The 16,447-nt window shown below is 68.5% G+C and carries 14 protein-coding genes, 1 other RNA gene and 1 pseudogene; 7 read left to right on the top strand and 9 right to left on the bottom strand.

The genetic code is table 11. The features are described from left to right. Positions 1 to 97: 97 nt before the first annotated feature. Positions 98 to 1,483 carry a nitrate/nitrite transporter gene (locus tag OG390_RS19910; protein WP_406169710.1) on the bottom strand — a complete coding sequence of 462 codons (1,386 nt, stop codon included), beginning with the start codon at positions 1,481 to 1,483 and terminating at the stop codon, positions 98 to 100. 1,002 nt (positions 1,484 to 2,485) lie between these two features. After that, positions 2,486 to 2,878 (bottom strand): hypothetical protein, encoded by a 393-nt coding sequence (locus tag OG390_RS19915; protein WP_406169712.1) that lies wholly within the window; start codon positions 2,876 to 2,878, stop codon positions 2,486 to 2,488. A gap of 1 nt (position 2,879) precedes the next feature. On the opposite strand from OG390_RS19915, the pseudogene OG390_RS19920 reads away from it, so the two are divergent. The 6 genes and pseudogenes from OG390_RS19920 to OG390_RS19945 form a co-directional block, all read left to right on the top strand. Next, positions 2,880 to 3,272, top strand: a pseudogene (locus OG390_RS19920) (extracellular solute-binding protein); the annotation flags it as partial. Positions 3,273 to 3,376: 104 nt separating this feature from the next. Continuing rightward, on the top strand, positions 3,377 to 4,198 hold the full coding sequence (locus OG390_RS19925; RefSeq protein ID WP_406169714.1) for a carbohydrate ABC transporter permease: 822 nt from the start codon (positions 3,377 to 3,379) through the stop codon (positions 4,196 to 4,198). Next, entirely contained in the window at positions 4,195 to 5,016 is an 822-nt protein-coding gene (locus OG390_RS19930; protein WP_406169716.1) for a carbohydrate ABC transporter permease, read from the top strand. Before OG390_RS19925 ends, OG390_RS19930 begins: the two co-directional genes overlap by 4 nt. A gap of 11 nt (positions 5,017 to 5,027) precedes the next feature. Continuing rightward, complete coding sequence (gene yicI, locus OG390_RS19935) at positions 5,028 to 7,277, top strand: alpha-xylosidase (RefSeq protein ID WP_406169717.1); 2,250 nt, start codon at positions 5,028 to 5,030, stop codon at positions 7,275 to 7,277. 2 nt (positions 7,278 to 7,279) lie between these two features. After that, positions 7,280 to 8,290: a LacI family DNA-binding transcriptional regulator gene (locus tag OG390_RS19940; protein ID WP_406169719.1), complete on the top strand. Its 1,011-nt coding sequence runs from the start codon at positions 7,280 to 7,282 to the stop codon at positions 8,288 to 8,290. A gap of 109 nt (positions 8,291 to 8,399) precedes the next feature. After that, a complete protein-coding gene (locus tag OG390_RS19945) occupies positions 8,400 to 9,566 on the top strand; it encodes a glycoside hydrolase family 3 N-terminal domain-containing protein (protein WP_406177752.1) in 1,167 nt (388 codons plus the stop codon). Positions 9,567 to 9,625: 59 nt separating this feature from the next. Here the strand turns inward: OG390_RS19945 and ssrA are convergent. From ssrA to ftsE, 5 genes are all read right to left on the bottom strand, one after another. Further along, positions 9,626 to 9,995: a transfer-messenger RNA gene (gene ssrA, locus OG390_RS19950) on the bottom strand. A gap of 127 nt (positions 9,996 to 10,122) precedes the next feature. After that, a complete protein-coding gene (smpB, locus tag OG390_RS19955; protein ID WP_399080554.1) occupies positions 10,123 to 10,656 on the bottom strand; it encodes an SsrA-binding protein SmpB in 534 nt (177 codons plus the stop codon). A 106-nt stretch (positions 10,657 to 10,762) separates the two neighbouring features. Then, complete coding sequence (locus OG390_RS19960; RefSeq protein WP_406169722.1) at positions 10,763 to 11,926, bottom strand: S41 family peptidase; 1,164 nt, start codon at positions 11,924 to 11,926, stop codon at positions 10,763 to 10,765. A gap of 67 nt (positions 11,927 to 11,993) precedes the next feature. After that, entirely contained in the window at positions 11,994 to 12,914 is a 921-nt protein-coding gene (gene ftsX / locus OG390_RS19965; protein WP_399080550.1) for a permease-like cell division protein FtsX, read from the bottom strand. Between the two features lie 33 nt (positions 12,915 to 12,947). Beyond that, positions 12,948 to 13,637 (bottom strand): cell division ATP-binding protein FtsE, encoded by a 690-nt coding sequence (ftsE, locus tag OG390_RS19970; protein ID WP_081217588.1) that lies wholly within the window; start codon positions 13,635 to 13,637, stop codon positions 12,948 to 12,950. Between the two features lie 399 nt (positions 13,638 to 14,036). Between ftsE and OG390_RS19975 the strand changes: the two genes are divergently transcribed. After that, positions 14,037 to 14,228 (top strand): hypothetical protein, encoded by a 192-nt coding sequence (locus tag OG390_RS19975; protein ID WP_028805018.1) that lies wholly within the window; start codon positions 14,037 to 14,039, stop codon positions 14,226 to 14,228. A 95-nt stretch (positions 14,229 to 14,323) separates the two neighbouring features. On the opposite strand, the gene OG390_RS19980 is transcribed toward OG390_RS19975, so the two are convergent. Further along, positions 14,324 to 14,998 (bottom strand): hypothetical protein, encoded by a 675-nt coding sequence (locus OG390_RS19980; protein WP_406169725.1) that lies wholly within the window; start codon positions 14,996 to 14,998, stop codon positions 14,324 to 14,326. A gap of 326 nt (positions 14,999 to 15,324) precedes the next feature. Continuing rightward, a complete protein-coding gene (gene prfB, locus OG390_RS19985) occupies positions 15,325 to 16,431 on the bottom strand; it encodes a peptide chain release factor 2 (protein WP_399080545.1) in 1,107 nt (368 codons plus the stop codon). Positions 16,432 to 16,447: the final 16 nt, after the last annotated feature.

Here is a 16,447-nt window from a genome sequence, read left to right on the forward strand (position 1 = left end):
GCTCTCGTCTCGCCTGGAGTCGTTGCACGTAGATGCCGATCGAGCCTGTCAACGATGCGTGACAGGCTCGGTTCGGCTTCATGTCGCTGGTGTTACGTCACACCTCGGCGTAGCTGAGCTGCGGCTTCGCCTCGGAGGGGGCGGCCTTCGCCGCCAGGGCGGCCGGGCGGCGAAGGTATACGACCCAGGTGACCGCGAAGCAGACGGCGTAGTAGACGAGGAAGCCGGCGAACGCGCCCGTTCCCGTCCCGACGGAGAGGAAGGACTGTCGCAGCGCCATGTTGATCCCGACCCCGCCAAGGGCGCCGACCGCGCCGATGAGAGCCATGGAGGCTCCGGACAGCCGCCGTGCGTAGACGGCCGCCTCCTCGCCGGTCATGCCCTTCGCTGCGGCCTTGGCCCGGAAGATGCCGGGGATCATCTTGTACGTGGAGCCGTTGCCCACGCCGGTGAGCACGAACAGGGCGATGAACCCGGCGATGAACAGCGGCAGCGACTTCTGCACCGAGGCGGTGACGACGACGCCGGTGGCAAGGGCCATCAGCCCGAAGTTCCACAGCGTGACGCGCGCCCCGCCGAGCCGGTCGGCCAGCCGGCCCCCGATGGGCCGGATCAGCGAGCCCAGCAGGGGCCCGATGAAGGTGAGCGAGGCGGCCTGCAGCGGCGTACGCCCGAACTGGTTCTGAAGGACGAGCCCGAAGGCGAAGCTGTAGCCGATGAAGGAGCCGAAAGTGCCGATGTAGAGGAAGGACATGATCCACGTGTGCGCTTCCTTCACGGCCTCCTTGGCCGCGCCGGCGTCGTTGCGCACCGGCCCGAGGTTGTCCATGTACCGCGCGCTCAGCACGGTCGCGAGGACGATCAGCGGGACGTAGATCGACAACAGCACACGCGGATGACCGGCTCCGGCGACCCCGATGACCAGGAGCGCCATCAGCTGGACCACCGCGACGCCGATGTTCCCGCCGCCCGCGTTCATGCCGAGGGCCCAGCCCTTCAGGCGCAGCGGGTAGAAGCTGTTGATGTTGGTCATGGAGGAGGCGAAGTTCGCCCCGCCCACGCCGGTGAGGACCGCGACTGCCATGAAGGTGGCGTACGAGGTACCGGGCTTCATCACGAGCAGCAGGGCCACGGTCGGGACCAGCAGCAGGCCCGCGCTGAAGATGGTCCAGTTCCGGCCGCCGAACCGGGCCACGGCGAAGCCGTAGGGCACCCGCAGGATCGCGCCGACCAGCGAGGCTGTGGCGACCAGGAAGAATTTCCCGGCAGGGTCGATCCCGTACGCCGGTCCCATGAAGAGGGCCAGTACGGAGTACATGCTCCAGACGGAGAACCCGATGTGCTCGGAGATCACCGAGAAGGTCAGGTTCCGCCGGGCGATGTGCCGGCCCTCCGACTCCCAGAAGGACTCGTCCTCGGGATCCCACTGCTCGATCCAGTGCGACCCCTTGTGGGGTGCGGGGGCTGTGCTAGGGGCTGTCATGACGCCTCCACGGTTCTTCGGTGCGGTGCGCGTGTCGTCCTGGGGACTTGGGGATGACACCCGAAGGTAGGGAGGGCGCGTTTCCGGCCTGTGGCTGTGGGTGACCGGAAGGGAACGTTGCTCTCACTCGGGCACGGAGGTGGCGGTGAGGGCGATCGTACGGGCGAAGGCATCGAAGTCGGGGAGAGCGGCGTAGAGCCGGCCCAGCTCGTGGGTGAAGGCGAGCAGCTGGACGTCTACGACGGGGCTCTTCGTGCGCCAGTGGTAGGCCAGGACTCCTAGGACCGGGTCGGGGTCCTGGGGGGCCAGGGGGGTCCTGAGGGTGGTCGGGGGCCTGGGGGTCGTCGGCGCTCAGCGGTACGAAGCGGATGACGCGTATGCCGTCGCTGAGGTGGTCGGTGCTGAACTCCTCCCTGATCGGTGTCTTGCCGACTGCCTTGTTTTCCTCGAACGCCCCCGAGTAGTACAGGGCAGCCGAGCCGTAGTCATGCTGCGGCTCCCAGAATCCGACGAACACGGGGATGGGCGGCTTGCGCAGATCCGGCACCGCATCCCCGGCGTCGCCAGCCGCCCGAGCCCGAAGGTGGCCAGGGCGAAGACGTCGAGCCCGACGTCGATCCAACTTCCCCGCCCCGGCCGGCGCGGTAGCCGTGTGCAGCAGCAGCGATCCGAGGGGCGCCCCGAGGGCGATCATCGCGAGGATGTTGAGCCCGGGAATGAACAGCGCCACGATCGCGCAGGCGGTGGCCACCCGAACGAGCACGTTCGCAAGGTCGTTGAGCAGCCGCGCGTGATCGCTGACCCAGTTCTTGAACTTGTCCCAGCCCTTGTCGTGCAGCCCGTCCTTGCCGATGGCGCGCTTGATCTTCCCGGCCCAGTGCCCGGCTCGCACGTCACGGTGGCTGACGGCGTGCTGTCGCGGCCTGCGGGACGTGTGGCCCCGATGAGGGTCCCGGGGGACTACCCCTGGGGAGGCTGGCCGAAATAGCCCGGGGCAGGGGGCTACTGCCGGCCGTAGGGAGCGGGGGCGTACGGCTGCTGGCCGTAGGGACCCGCGGCGGGCCCCTGCTGCCCGTAAGGACCGGGAACCTGCCCCGGTACCTGCCGCCCGTAAGGACCGGCAGCTTGCGGTTGCTCGTAGGGACCCGCGGCCTGCGGCTGCCCTTGCCCATAGGGACCCGCGGCCTGCGGCTGCCCTTGCCCATAGGGACCCGCGGCCTGCGGCTGCGCCTGCCCATAGGGACCGGCAGCGGGCTGCTGCCCATACGCACCCGGAATGTACAGCTGCTGAGGGGGAAACTGCCGCTGAGGCTGATACGGCTGGGGGTAGCCGCCCGGCGGCAGATATCGCACCCGCCCGCCCTCCTCCGTCACGGGCACGAACCCGGCGGCCACGGTGGCCCTGGTGGGGACGCTGCTGCTGGCCTCCTGCGGCGGCTCGGACAGCGGCGGATCCGACGGCAAGACGTTGAAGCTGTGGCACTACGAGGGACCCGACAGCGCGATGGGGGTGGCCTGGAAGGAGGCCATCAAGGAGTTCGAGGCGAAGCATCCGGGCGTGCAGGTGAAGTTCGAGGAGAAGGGCTTCGAACAGATCCAGAAGACCGCCCCGATGGTCCTCAACTCCAACGACGCGCCCGACATCATGGAGTACAACAAGGGCAACGCGACCGCGGGCGCACTCTCCAAGCAGGGCCTGCTCACCGATCTGACCGCCGAGGCCACCAAGCGCGGCTGGGACAAGGAGATCAGCGGCGGCGTACGGACGATCAGCCAGTACGACGCCAACCGCAGCACGAGGCGAGGCACCCCCGCCGCCCCCGCAACTCCTACGCCCTCTTCCTGCTCCCCGGCTTCCTGGCCTTCCTCACGGTCGTCGTCGTCCCGTTCCTGATGAACACGGGCGTCAGCTTCACCGACTGGCAGGGCGTCGGCTCCCCGAAGTGGTCGGGGCTCGCCAACTACCGCGAGCTGATGGACGATTCCGAGTTCTGGGCGTCCTTCCGGCACAGCCTGTTCATGGTCGTCGCCATGGCCGCGGTACCGACCGTCATCGGACTCGTTCTCGCCGCCGCCCTCTTCGACTTCGTCGGCAAGCACTTCGGGACGAAGACAGCCGCGGTCCTCCGCGCCTGCTTCTACCTTCCCCAAGTCCTGCCCATCGCCGTCGCCGGCATCGTGTGGAGCTGGATCCTCGCGCCCGACAACGGCTCCCTGAACGAGCTGCTGAAGGCGGTCGGCCTGGGCTCCTGGCAGCAGGACTGGCTCGGGGACCCCGACATCGCCCTCTACAGCGTCATGGGGGTGATGGTGTGGGTGCAGATCGGCTTCCCGCTGGTCGTCTTCATGGCGGGACTGCAGCGCGTCGACCCGCAGCTGTACGAGGCCGCCGAGTTGGACGGCGCGGGCTGGTGGCGCCGCTTCTGGCACATCACGCTGCCGCAGATCAGGCCCGAGGTCTACGTCGTGCTGCTGTGGTGCACGATCGCCGCGCTCAAGGTGTTCGGAGCGGTGTACGTGCTCACGAAGGGCGGCCCGGGCGGCGCCACGGACGTGCCCTCGTACTTCTCCTTCACCACCTTCTTCGAGAAGACCCAGGTCGGCTACGGCGCCGCGATCTCCACCGTGCTGACGGTGATCATCCTCGCCCTGGCCCTGATCGGCCTCAAGCTCCAGACCCGCGCCGAGGACGCCGAGGAAGGGATCCGCGCATGACCGCCCTACGCCGTTATCCGGTGCTCGTCGCGCTCGTCATCGCGGCCCTGTTCATGGTGCTGCCGTTCCTCATCGTCGCGATCAACGCGATCAAGTCCCCTGCCGAGTACTCGGAGCACGGTCCGCTCAGCCTGCCCGAGGGCTTCTACGTCGACGGCATCAAGGACTTCTGGGAACGCGTCGACTTCGGGCAGAAGCTCGTCAACTCGGTACTGATATCGGGCTCCGTGGCGATCGGGGCCGCCGTCCTGTCCGTCCTCAACGCGTACGCGATCGGCGTCGGCCGGATCAAGGGCCGCACCTGGGTCCTCGCCTTCTTCGTGCTGGCGAACATGCTGCCCCAAGAGGCGCTGGTGTATCCGATCTACTACCTGAGCAAGCAGGCGGGCCTCTACGACACCAGGCTCAGCGTGATCATCGTGTTCGCGGTCGTCCAGGCGGCCTTCGGCACGTATCTGCTCTCCGCCGTCCTCGGGCAGTTCCCGCGCGAGATCATCGAGGCCGCCCGGATCGACGGGGCGAACAAGTGGCAGGTGCTGTGGCGGATCGTGGTCCCGGTCAGCCGCCCCACCATCGGCGTGCTGCTCGTCTTCTTCTTCATCTGGACCTGGAACGAATTCCTGCTGCCCCTGGTCATGCTGATCTCCAACGACAACCAGACGGTGTCGGTGGCGCTCGGCGTCCTCCAGGGCCAGCGCCTGATGGACGCCACGATGACGAACGCGGCCGCCCTGCTGGGCGTCCTCCCCGCCATCGTCTTCTTCCTCGTCTTCCAGCGGACCCTCACCCGCGGCATCGCCGTGGGCGCGGTCAAGTAAGGGGTGTGGGCGTGAAGTTCACCGACGGCTACTGGCTGCTGCGCGAGGGCGTCACCGCGGCCCACCCGGTCGAGGTCCTCGATGTGACCTCCGGGCCCGGCGGCCTGGAGATCCACGCGCCGACGCAGCCCATCCGCCACCGCGGCGACCTGCTGAAGGGACCCGTCGTGACGATCAGCGCGCACGCGCCCCTACCCGATGTCATCGGTGTCACCTTCACCCACTTCCAGGGCGAGGAGCCGAGGAAGCCCCAGTTCGAGCTGCATGGAACGGAGTTCACGGCCCACGCCGAGTACGACGACGCGCACGCGACCCTCACCGCGGGCGCGCTGTCCGTCCGGGTCGCCCGCACCACGCCCTGGCACATCGACTTCCTCGCCCACGGCCGCATCCTCACCACCAGCGGCCCCAAGGGCATGGGCATCATGCGGGACGCGACCGGCGCGCACTATCTGCGCGAACAGCTGAACCTCGGCGTCGGTACGCAGGTGTTCGGCCTCGGTGAGCGCTTCGGGCCGCTCGTCAAGAACGGGCAGGTCGTGGACATGTGGAACGCCGACGGCGGCACGGCGACGGAACAGGCGTACAAGAACGTCCCCTTCTATCTGACGGACGCGGGCTACGGCGTCTTCGTCGATCACCCGGGCCGGATCTCCTTCGAGGTCGGCTCGGAGGCGGTCTCCCGGGTCCAGTTCAGCGCCGAGACACAGCAGTTGACGTACTACGTCATCTACGGCCCGACCCCGAAGGACATCCTGCGCAAGTACACGGCGCTCACCGGGCGTCCGGCCCTGCCGCCCGCCTGGTCGTTCGGGCTGTGGCTGTCGACGTCCTTCACCACCTCCTACGACGAGGCCACCGTCACGTCCTTCATCGACGGAATGCGGGAGCGCGAACTGCCGCTCTCGGTCTTCCACTTCGACTGTTTCTGGATGCGCGAGTTCAACTGGTGCGACTTCCAGTGGGATCCACGGGTCTTTCCCGATCCCGAGGGGATGCTGGCGCGGCTCAAGGACAAGGGGCTGCGGATCTGCGTATGGATCAATCCGTACATCGCGCAGCGGTCGCCGCTGTTCGCGGAGGGGCGGGCCCTCGGGCATCTGCTCAAGCGGCCGGACGGCAGCGTCTGGCAGTGGGATCTGTGGCAGCCGGGCATGGCGCTCGTCGACTTCACGAGCGAAAAGGCCCGGCAGTGGTACGCGGCCAAACTGGAAGCACTGCTCTCCCAGGGCGTCGACTGCTTCAAGACCGACTTCGGCGAACGGGTCCCCGTCGATGTCGCCTACGCGGACGGCGCCGACCCCGAGCGGATGCACAACTACTACACCTACCTCTACAACCAGACCGTCTTCGATGTGCTCCGCAAACACCGGGGCGAGCACGAGGCCGTCGTCTTCGCCCGCTCGGCGACCACCGGGAGCCAGCAGTTCCCGGTGCACTGGGGCGGCGACTGCGAGGCGACGTACGAGTCGATGGCCGAGTCGCTGCGCGGCGGGCTGAGCCTCGGGATGTCGGGGTTCGGGTTCTGGAGCCATGACATCGGCGGGTTCGAGGGGACGCCGACGCCCGCGCTGTTCAAGCGGTGGATCGCCTTCGGACTGCTGTCCTCGCACAGCAGGCTGCACGGTTCGTCCTCGTACCGCGTGCCGTGGCTGTTCGACGAGGAGGCCGTGGACGTCCTGCGGCTGTTCACCCGGCTGAAGCTCGGCCTCATGCCCTATCTGTACGAGGCCGCCCGCGCCGCCCACGCGGAGGGCGTGCCCATGATGCGGGCGATGGTTCTCGAATTCCCGGACGATCCTGGGTGCGCGCATCTGGAGCGGCAGTACATGCTCGGTCCTGACCTGCTGGTCGCGCCCGTCTTCAGCGACGACGGGGATGTCTCGTACTGCGTCCCCGAGGGGACCTGGACGCACTTCCTGAGCGGGCAGACGGTGGCCGGTCCGCGCTGGGTGCGCGAGCGGCACGGCTTCCTGAGCGTGCCGCTGCTGGTGCGGCCGGGGGCGGTGATCCCGGTGGGCGCGGTGGACGACCGGCCCGACTACGACCGCGCGGACGGGGTCACCCTGCGCGCGTACGGCCTGGAGCGGGGCGCGCGGGTGACGGTGCCGATCGGCGGCGTGACCTTCACCGTCGTACGCGAAGGGGACACACTGCGGGCCTCGTCCAGTGATCCCTCGGCGCCCTGGGGGCTGGCCGCGGGTGAGCGCGAGACACGGGCGAAGGCCGGGACGGGCTTCCTGTCGTTGGAGCTGAACTGAGCATGGTCAAGATCACCGATGTGGCGCGGCACGCCGGGGTGTCCCCGAGCACCGTCTCGTACGCACTCAGCGGCAAGCGCCCGATCTCCGAGGAGACCCGCCGGCGCATCGCGGCGAGCATCCGCGAGCTGGGTTACCGGCCGCACGCGGGTGCGCGGGCGCTGGCCAGCAGCCGGTCGAACGTGCTGGCGCTGGTGGTGCCGCTGCGGGCGGGCATCCATGTGCCGGTCGTGATGCAGTTCGCGGTGTCGGTGGTGACGGCGGCGCGCCGGCACGACCACGACGTCCTGCTGCTCACCCAGGAGGAGGGCGAGGACGGGCTGCGCCGGGTCGCGGACACCGCCCTGGTGGACGCGCTGATCGTGATGGACGTCCAGCTCCACGACCCCCGGCTGCCGCTGCTGCGGGCCCTGGACCGGCCGTCCGTGCTCATCGGGTTCCCCGCGGCGCCGGACGGGCTCACCTGTATCGACCTGGACTTCAAGGCGGCGGGCGAGCTGTGCGTCGAGCGCCTTGCCGGGCTGGGTCATCGGGTCGTGGCCCTTGTCGGGTCGCCCCCCGAGGTGTATGTGCGGGGGACGGCGTTCGCCCAGCGTGTGGTGGAGGGGTTCACGGCGGCCGCCGACCGGCGCGGCCTCGCGTCCTCGGTCCATCCCTGCGAGGCCTCGCCCGCGGCCGCGCGCCGGGTCGCCGAGCAACTGCTTCGCGAACAACCGGCGTTGACCGGAGTCGTCGTGCACAACGAGCCGATCATCGAGCCGCTGATCGACGCCTTCGAGCAGCTCGGGCTGCGGGTCCCCGGCGATCTGTCCGTCACCGCCATCTGTCCGGACGAACTCGCCGAGGGCGTCCGCGTTCCCGTCACGTCCATCGCCATCCCGTCCGCCGAGGTGGGGGCGCGGGCGGTGGAGCTGCTGATGAAGAAGCTGGGCGGCGCGGAGGTGCCCGAGGCGACGCTGCTCGCTCCCCGGCTGACGGAACGGGCGAGCACGGCCCGCCGTGCGGCCCCCTGAAGTGCCGTTGAACGCCCCGGTGCAAGGCCCTGGTCGAAGGAGCCGTGTCATGAAAGGCAAGAGGAACAAGGGAAGACTGAGAAGACGGAGAACCACGGTTGTCGTCGCGATGGCCCTGATCGCAGGGCTCGGCGCGACCGTGCCGGCCGCGGCCGACGACCCCGCGTACCCGTTTCGCGATCCGCGGCTCTCCGTCGACCAGCGTGTCGACGACCTGCTGGGCCGCCTCACCCTCGACGAGAAGATCTCCCTCCTCCACCAGTACGAGCCCGCCATCCCCCGCCTCGGCATCCAGGCCTTCCGCACCGGCACCGAGGCCCTGCACGGCGTCGCCTGGCTCGGCAAGGCCACCGTGTTCCCGCAGGCGATCGGGCTCGCGTCGACCTGGGACCCGGCGCTGATCGAGCAGGTCGGTTCGGCGGTCGGCGACGAGGCGCGCGGCTTTCAGCAGGAGCGCCCGGAGGGCTGGGGCCTCAACCTCTGGGCGCCGGTGGTGAACCTGCTGCGCGACCCGCGCTGGGGACGCAACGAGGAGGGCTACTCCGAGGACCCGTACCTCACCGGTTCGATCTCCACGGCGTACGGCGACGGACTGACCGGCGGCGATCCCGACCACCTCAAAACGGCCCCCACCCTCAAGCACTACCTCGCCAACAACAACGAGGTGCACCGCGCGACCACCTCCTCCGACCTGCGCCCGCGTGTGCGGCACGAGTACGACGAGGCGGCCTTCGAGCCGGCGATCGAGGCGGACGCGGCGACGGGCGTCATGTCCTCCTACAACCTGGTCAACGGCCGCCCCAACACGGTCGACCCGGACCTGAACGACGTCGTACGGTCCTGGACTTCGCGCGATCTGCTGAACGTCACCGATGCCTTCGCCCCCGGCAACCTGCTCCCCGCCACCCAGAACTACTACCCCACGCTCGCCGAGGGCGACGCGGCCGCGCTGAAGGGCGCGTCCGGTGACGGCGCCTGGCTGAAGTTCGCGGACGCCCGGCTCGGCTCGGGGGCCGCGCGCTTCACCGCGCGGGTGGCGGGGACCGCCTCCGGCACGGTCGAGGTCCGTCTCGGGTCGCCGACGGGCACACTGGTCGGTACGGCACACACGGACGGCACGGCATCGGCGTACGACTACGAGAGTGTGACCAGCGCCCTGACCTCGGCGGCGCAGGGCCGCCAGGACGTGTACCTGGTGCTGAGCGCGGGGCTGCGCCTGTCGACCTTCTCGCTCCGCCGAGGCCGCACCGCATTCGCCGAAGCCTCGGCGGGCTGAATCCTCGCACAAAGGAAAAGCCCCGCTGCGCCGGCAGCGGGGCTTGACCCACATGGGATGAGTGGAGATGGCGGGAATCGAACCCGCGTCCAACGGTGCAAAATCAGGGCTTCTCCGTGTGCAGTTCGCTGCGATTTTCTCGGCCCCGGTGATCACGCGAACAAGTCGCCGACGGGCCCAGCCACTGTTTGATTTCCTCCTACACCCCGTGACCGGGTCTAGGAGTTTAGTTCCCTAGCTGATGCCAGGATCCGGGTCGGGAACAGCCCCGGGCTGACACTTCGCAAGTCGCTACTTAGGCAGCGAGGGCGAAGGAATCGCGCTTGGTGTTGGCGATTATTTTTTGCGACATATGGTTTACGAGATCATTGCCGCTTCCTCGACACGCTTCCCCTGCTTCAACATCCGCTGTCGAAACCGATCATCCCCATGTTGATTTTTCAAAGGTGGATTCGCTGAGAACTCGGCGAATCCGGCGTCCCGTCACCAGCGGGACTTGGTCCATCGTACGTGACCAACACGGCCGGGTGCCAGCGTATTCCCGACGGCCGCGCGGCTACTGGCCCCGCTGCTTGCGCTTCGCCGCCGCGATCGCGCGGTCCGACTCGCGCCGGTCCTGCTTCTCACGCAGGGTCTGGCGCTTGTCGTACTCCTTCTTACCGCGGGCGAGCGCGATCTCGGCCTTCGCGCGACCGTCCTTGAAGTACAGGGCGAGGGGCACGATCGTGTGACCCGTCTCCTGGGACTTCGACTCCAGCTTGTCGATCTCCTCGCGGTGCAGCAGCAGCTTGCGCTTGCGGCGCACCGTGTGGTTGGTCCAAGTGCCCTGGCTGTACTCGGGGATGTGGGCGTTGTGCAGCCACGCCTCGTTCCCGTCGATCTGGACGAAGCCGTCGGTCAGCGAGGCGCGTCCCTGGCGCAGCGACTTCACCTCGGTGCCGGTGAGCACGAGCCCGGCCTCGTAGGTGTCGATGATCGCGTAGTCGTGCCGTGCCTTCTTGTTCTGCGCGACGATCTTGCGCTTGCCGTCCTTGGCCTTGGCGGAGGCCGCCCCGCCCTGCTTGGGCTGGGACTCTTTCGGTACGTACATTCCCTTGCTCATAGTGCTGGCCATTTTCGCACTACAGGGGGGTCAGGGGGAAAGCCGATTACGAAGCCGGTGAACGATGGGTCACCAGAACCGTGAGGGTCGGCCCCTACTCGTCCCCGAGCCCGCTCAGTACCGTCTCGGCCCGCTGCAGGGATCCGTCGTCCGCCTCCAGGTCGGGTGTGATGCCCCGGCCGTCGACGCTGCGCCCGGAGGGGGTGCGGTAGTGCCCGACGGTCAGCTCGGCGACGGAGCCGCCGGGCAGCCGGCTCGGCATCTGGACCGAGCCCTTGCCGAAGGTCCTGGAACCCACGACGACCGCGCGGCCGCGGTCCTGGAGGGCTCCGGTGAGCAGCTCGGCCGCGCTCATCGTGCCGCCGTCGACGAGCGCGACCAGGGGTCCTGCCGTGTCGCCGCCGGGGTCGGCGTGCAGGGCGCGCTGCTCGCCATTGACGTCATAGGTGGCGACGAGGCCGCCGTCGAGGAAGGCGGAGGCGACGGTGACGGCCTCGGTGACCAGGCCTCCGGAGTTGCCGCGCAGATCGAGGACGATTCCGGCCCGCCGGGGGGCCTGGGCGACAGCGGTCCGTACGAGATCGCCCGAGCCCTTGGTGAAGGCGGCGACCTTGATCACTGTGACGCCGCCGGCGAGCTTGTGGACGGTCACGGAGTCCGTGGACAGCTTGGCCCGGCGCAGTGTCCGGCTCCATGCGCGCGTGCCGCGCTCCAGGCCGAGGGCGACCTCCGTACCGGCGGCCGCGTCGTCCGCGTCGCCGCGCAGTAAGGAGACGACCTCGGTGACCGGTCGGCCGTCGACCTTCTCGCCGTCGACGCTGCGCAGCCGGTCGCCCTTGCGGATCCCGGCGGCGGCGGCGGGCGAGCCGGTCTGCACGCGGGTCACTTCGATACGTCCGTCACGCTCGCGCCGGGCCCAGAGTCCGACACCGGTGTACTGGCCGTCGAGGGCTTCCTGGAATTCCTCGTACTCGCCCTGGGAGTAGACCGCGCCCCAGCGGTCGCCGCTGCGACTGACGGCGCGCTCGGCGGCCTCCATCGGCGACTTGCCGTCGGCCATCGCCTCGGCGGCGGCCTCGGTGACGTCCTCGTGGTGGCCCATGGGGGTCGGACGGCCCGCGGAGGAAGGGGATTTCCGGCCGGGGTCGGAGAATGATCCAGTCGCCGCACCGGTGACGAGAACGCTCGCGAACAGCAATGTCAGGGCGGCCCCGCGGCGGATGCGGCGGGGCTCACAGAACAGGTCACGACCTGACATGCCGGTGAGTCTAGGACAACGCAAAGGGCCGTACCGCCGGTTGGCAGTACGGCCCCCTTGGCATGCGTCACACCTTCAGGTACTTGCGCAACGCGAAGAACGCGGCCAGCGCAGGCATCAGCAGACTCGTCGCGAGGATGAGCGGCAGCTTCGTCAACACGGCGTCCCAGCCGATGAAGTTGATCAGATTCAGCTTCTCGGACAGGGCCAGCCCATGATCGATGATGAAATACCGCGCGACCAGCAGGAATCCGCAGGCGACGCCACCGCCGATGAGTCCGGCGACCGCGGCTTCCATGATGAACGGCGCCTGGATGTAGAAGCCGGAGGCTCCGACAAGGCGCATGATCCCGGTTTCTCTCCGTCGGCTGAACGCGGAGACGCGCACCGTGTTGACGATCAGCATCAGCGCGACGACGAGCATCATCGCCATCACCGCGCGCGCGGCCCAGTTCATGCCGTTGAGCAGCCCGAAGAGGTTGTCCAGGATGCCCTTCTGGTCCTGCACGGACTGCACGCCGTCACGCCCGTCGAAGGCGGTCGCGATGACCTGGTACTTCTCCGGGTCCTTCAGCTTGATCCGGTACGACTCCTGCATCTGGTCCGGCGTGAGGGAGCTGGCCAGCGGGGAGTCGCCGAACTGCTCCTTGTAGTGCTTGTACGCCTGGTCCGCGGACTCGTAGCTGACCTTCTGGACGACCGAGGACATCTTGTCCAGGTCGGCGAGGATCTGCTTCTTCTGGTCGGCGGTCACCGCGCCCTTGGCGCAGTGGGGGTCGGACTCGGCATCGCTCTTGTTGCAGAGGAAGATCGAGACGTTGACCTTGTCGTACCAGTAGCCCTTCATCGTGTTGACCTGGTCGCTCATCAGGAGCGAACCACCGAACAGGGCGAGCGAGAGGGCGACCGAGACGACGACCGCGAAGGTCATGGTCAGATTGCGGCGGAGACCGACACCGATCTCCGACAGAACGAACTGCGCGCGCATGGCGTCTTCTTCAGACCTTTCCGTGGACGATGATCAGTGCTGGTAGCCGTAGACGCCGCGCGCCTGGTCGCGGACGAGGCGGCCCTGCTCCAGCTCGATGACGCGCTTGCGCATCTGGTCCACGATGTTCTGGTCGTGGGTGGCCATCACCACGGTCGTGCCCGTCCGGTTGATGCGGTCGAGCAGCTTCATGATGCCGACGGAGGTCTGCGGGTCGAGGTTTCCGGTCGGCTCGTCGGCGATGAGGAGCTTGGGCCGGTTCACGAAGGCTCTCGCGATGGCCACACGCTGCTGCTCACCACCGGACAGCTCGCCGGGCATCCGGTCCTCCTTGCCGCCCAGGCCGACGAGGTCGAGCACCTGGGGCACGGACTTGCGGATCTCGCCACGGGACTTGCCGATGACCTCCTGGGCGAAGGCCACGTTCTCGGCGACCGTCTTGTTCGGCAGCAGGCGGAAGTCCTGGAACACGGTCCCCAGCTGGCGACGCATCTGCGGCACCTTCCAGTTGGAGATGCGCGCGAGGTCCTTGCCCAGAACGTGCACCTGACCGTGGCTGCACCGCTCCTCGCGGAGGATCAGCCGCAGGAAGGTGGACTTTCCGGAGCCGGAGGACCCCACGAGGAACACGAACTCTCCGCGCTCGACCTCCAGGGAGACATCCCTGAGAGCGGGGCGGGTCTGCTTGGGGTAGACCTTGGACACGTTGTCGAATCGGATCACGGATGCACCACGGGTCGCCGGGGGTAGGTGTGCGTGACCATACGCGACCCAGGCGTGCAAGCGCAGGCGCCGGTAGAGGTTGCGAGGGGCTTGTGCGGTTTTGTGCAGGGCTTGGTAACGGGCCTCGGGGGAGCGCCCCCACAGGGGCGCGGGGCTCTGACGCCATGCGGCTCGACCGCGAGGGCGCGAGCGACCCACTACGGTCCGCAGTCGCGATAACACCCACAGCCCCCTCCGGGATCGCCGTTTTCGCGGACTGACCCCCAGGGCGCGGGGCAGGATAAAGCGAACCGAGCCGAAATCGGCGGAACCTGGCACAGTGGAGGGGGAACGGTTGCGTCCCCCGCAGCGTTATGTAGAGCGTTGTGTACGGGGATACGGCGCAAGGAGGGCGAGCGCATGACGTACGACCGATTGGTGTGCGCGAACTGCGCAGCGCCCGTGAGCGAGGGCCGCTGCCCCGTCTGCCGCGCGAACCGCGAGCGGCTCCAGCAGGAGAGCCCCTTCGCGGGCCTGAACCCCATGGCACTGATCGCCCTGCTTGCCGTGCTGATCGCGGCACTGGCGCTGGTGGCCCACCAGACGGTGTGAGACGCGTGCGGGCGGTGCGCCCGCCCGTGCGGCGCCCCTGACGCGAGAAGGGCCCGGAGCGAGCTGCTCCGGGCCCTTCGTCACGCAGGTGTCCGTCAGGCGGCGGCACCACCGCGGCCGCCCGCGAGGCGCGGCAGCATACGGAAGCCGATACCGCCGGCGATCATCGTGGCGGCGCCGACCAGTAGGAACATGGTCTGACCGGCACCCGTCTCGGCCAGCTCGCCGTCGTTCTTGCCCTGGGCCGAGGTGTCCGAGTCCGAACCCGTGTCGGTGAGGGCCGAGGAGCCCTCTTCCTGAGTGGAGGAGCCGCCGTCGGGGTCGGTGTTGCTGTTCCCGTTGCCGTTCCCGTTCCCGTTGCCGTTCCCGTTGCCGTTCCCGTTGCCCGGGTCGGTCGGCTCGGTGGTCGGGTCGGTGGGTTCATCCGTGGGCTCGGTCGGCTCCTCGGTGGGCTCCGTCGGCTCCTCGGTGGGCTCGGTCGGCTCCTCGGTGGGCTCCGTCGGCTCCTCCGTGGGCTGAGTCGGCTCCCCGGTGGGCTCCGTCGGCTCCCCGGTCGGGATGCCCGTATCGGTCGGGGTCGGCGCCGGGTCGTCGAGCCCCGCATGGACACCGACACCGGTCTCGTCGGCGCTGGCGCCCACGCTCAGGCCACCCACCTGCACGCCGAGGTCGAGCGCCGAAGCGGCACCCGCGGCGGTCAGCGAAGCACCGGCGGCAATCACCGTACCGGCGGCTATCCGCGCCACGCGGATCCGCGTCTTCTTGGTCATCTGCCTGCTACCCCCAGTAGCTGATCGTCAATGGAGCAGCGCCCGGGGCCACGGCGTCACAGGCGGCTTCTCTCAAGCCCCCCGGTTCACATGCGCCCCGGAGATACGCATGCCACGCGTTACCCTTCCCAGTTTTCAAAGCATCGTCAAGGTCGTTGCGTACGCGATGTCCGGATCAACATCATTTGCCTGCCGTGAGGACATGTGACTGTGACGTAAAACCCAGACAACCCCCACACAAAAGGCAACTGCCGTCCGATGGACGGCAGTTGCCTTGTCGACAAAGAGGCTTCAATGGGGCACGAATGCGCCCGCCCGTTGCCCGCTTACTTCTCCTGCTGCTTGCGCCAGCGAATTCCGGCCTCGAGGAAGCCGTCGATCTCGCCGCCGAACACGGCCTCGGGGTTGCCGACTTCGAACTCGGTGCGCAGGTCCTTGACCATCTGGTACGGGTGCAGGACGTACGAACGCATCTGGTTGCCCCAGGAGTTGCCGCCGTCGCCCTTGAGTGCGTCCATCTTGGCCTGCTCCTCCTGGCGGCGCCGCTCGAGGAGCTTGGCCTGCAGAACGTTCATGGCCGAGGCCTTGTTCTGGATCTGCGACCGCTCGTTCTGGCAGGAGACGACGATGCCGGTGGGGAGGTGGGTGAGGCGGACGGCGGAGTCGGTCGTGTTGACGCCCTGACCGCCGGGTCCGGACGACCGGTACACGTCTACGCGCAGCTCCGACTCGTCGATCTCGATGTGGTCGGTCTGCTCGACCACGGGCAGGATCTCGACACCGGCGAAGGAGGTCTGGCGACGCCCCTGGTTGTCGAAGGGCGAGATGCGGACGAGCCGGTGGGTGCCCTGCTCCACGGACAGCGTTCCGTACGCGTACGGGGAGTGGACGGCGAAGGTGGTCGACTTGATGCCGGCCTCTTCCGCGTACGAGGTCTCGTAGAGCTCCGTCTTGTAGCCGTGCCGCTCCGCCCAGCGCAGGTACATCCGCTGCAGCTTCTCGGCGAAGTCGGAGGCGTCGACGCCGCCGGCCTCGGCACGGATGGTGACGACGGCTTCACGGGAGTCGTACTCGCCGCTCAGCAGCGTCCGGACCTCCATCTCGTCCAGCGCCTTCTTGACGGAAGCGAGCTCGGACTCGGCCTCGGCACGGGTGTCCGGGTCGTCCTCCTCCTCCGCCATCTCGAAGAGCACGCCCAGATCGTCGATACGCCCGCGCAGCGCCTCGGCCTTCCTGACCTCCGCCTGGAGGTGGCTCAGCTTGCTGGTGATCTTCTGCGCCTCGTCCGGGTCGTCCCACAGGGACGGCGCGGCCGCCTGCTCCTCGAGCACGGCGATATCTGCCCTCAGCTTGTCGAGGTCCAGGACGGCCTCGATCGACTCCATGGTCGAGGAGAGGGACTTGAGCTCTTCGGATACATCGACGACTGCCACGCCTCCAGCGTAACGG

This window comes from Streptomyces sp. NBC_00996 (assembly GCF_045162675.1).
Taxonomy (GTDB): domain Bacteria; phylum Actinomycetota; class Actinomycetes; order Streptomycetales; family Streptomycetaceae; genus Streptomyces.

Excerpts from the sequence above, each read along its gene's own strand:
- OG390_RS19910 (WP_406169710.1), bottom strand. The coding sequence starts at position 1,483 with ATGACAGCCCCTAGCACAGCCCCCGCACCCCACAAGGGGTCGCACTGG.
- OG390_RS19925 (WP_406169714.1), top strand. The coding sequence starts at position 3,377 with ATGAACACGGGCGTCAGCTTCACCGACTGGCAGGGCGTCGGCTCCCCG.
- OG390_RS19930 (WP_406169716.1), top strand. The coding sequence starts at position 4,195 with ATGACCGCCCTACGCCGTTATCCGGTGCTCGTCGCGCTCGTCATCGCG.
- OG390_RS19940 (WP_406169719.1), top strand. The coding sequence starts at position 7,280 with ATGGTCAAGATCACCGATGTGGCGCGGCACGCCGGGGTGTCCCCGAGC.
- OG390_RS19945 (WP_406177752.1), top strand. The coding sequence starts at position 8,400 with ATGGCCCTGATCGCAGGGCTCGGCGCGACCGTGCCGGCCGCGGCCGAC.
- smpB (WP_399080554.1), bottom strand. The coding sequence starts at position 10,656 with ATGTACGTACCGAAAGAGTCCCAGCCCAAGCAGGGCGGGGCGGCCTCC.
- OG390_RS19960 (WP_406169722.1), bottom strand. The coding sequence starts at position 11,926 with ATGTCAGGTCGTGACCTGTTCTGTGAGCCCCGCCGCATCCGCCGCGGG.
- ftsX (WP_399080550.1), bottom strand. The coding sequence starts at position 12,914 with ATGCGCGCGCAGTTCGTTCTGTCGGAGATCGGTGTCGGTCTCCGCCGC.
- OG390_RS19975 (WP_028805018.1), top strand. The coding sequence starts at position 14,037 with ATGACGTACGACCGATTGGTGTGCGCGAACTGCGCAGCGCCCGTGAGC.
- OG390_RS19980 (WP_406169725.1), bottom strand. The coding sequence starts at position 14,998 with ATGACCAAGAAGACGCGGATCCGCGTGGCGCGGATAGCCGCCGGTACG.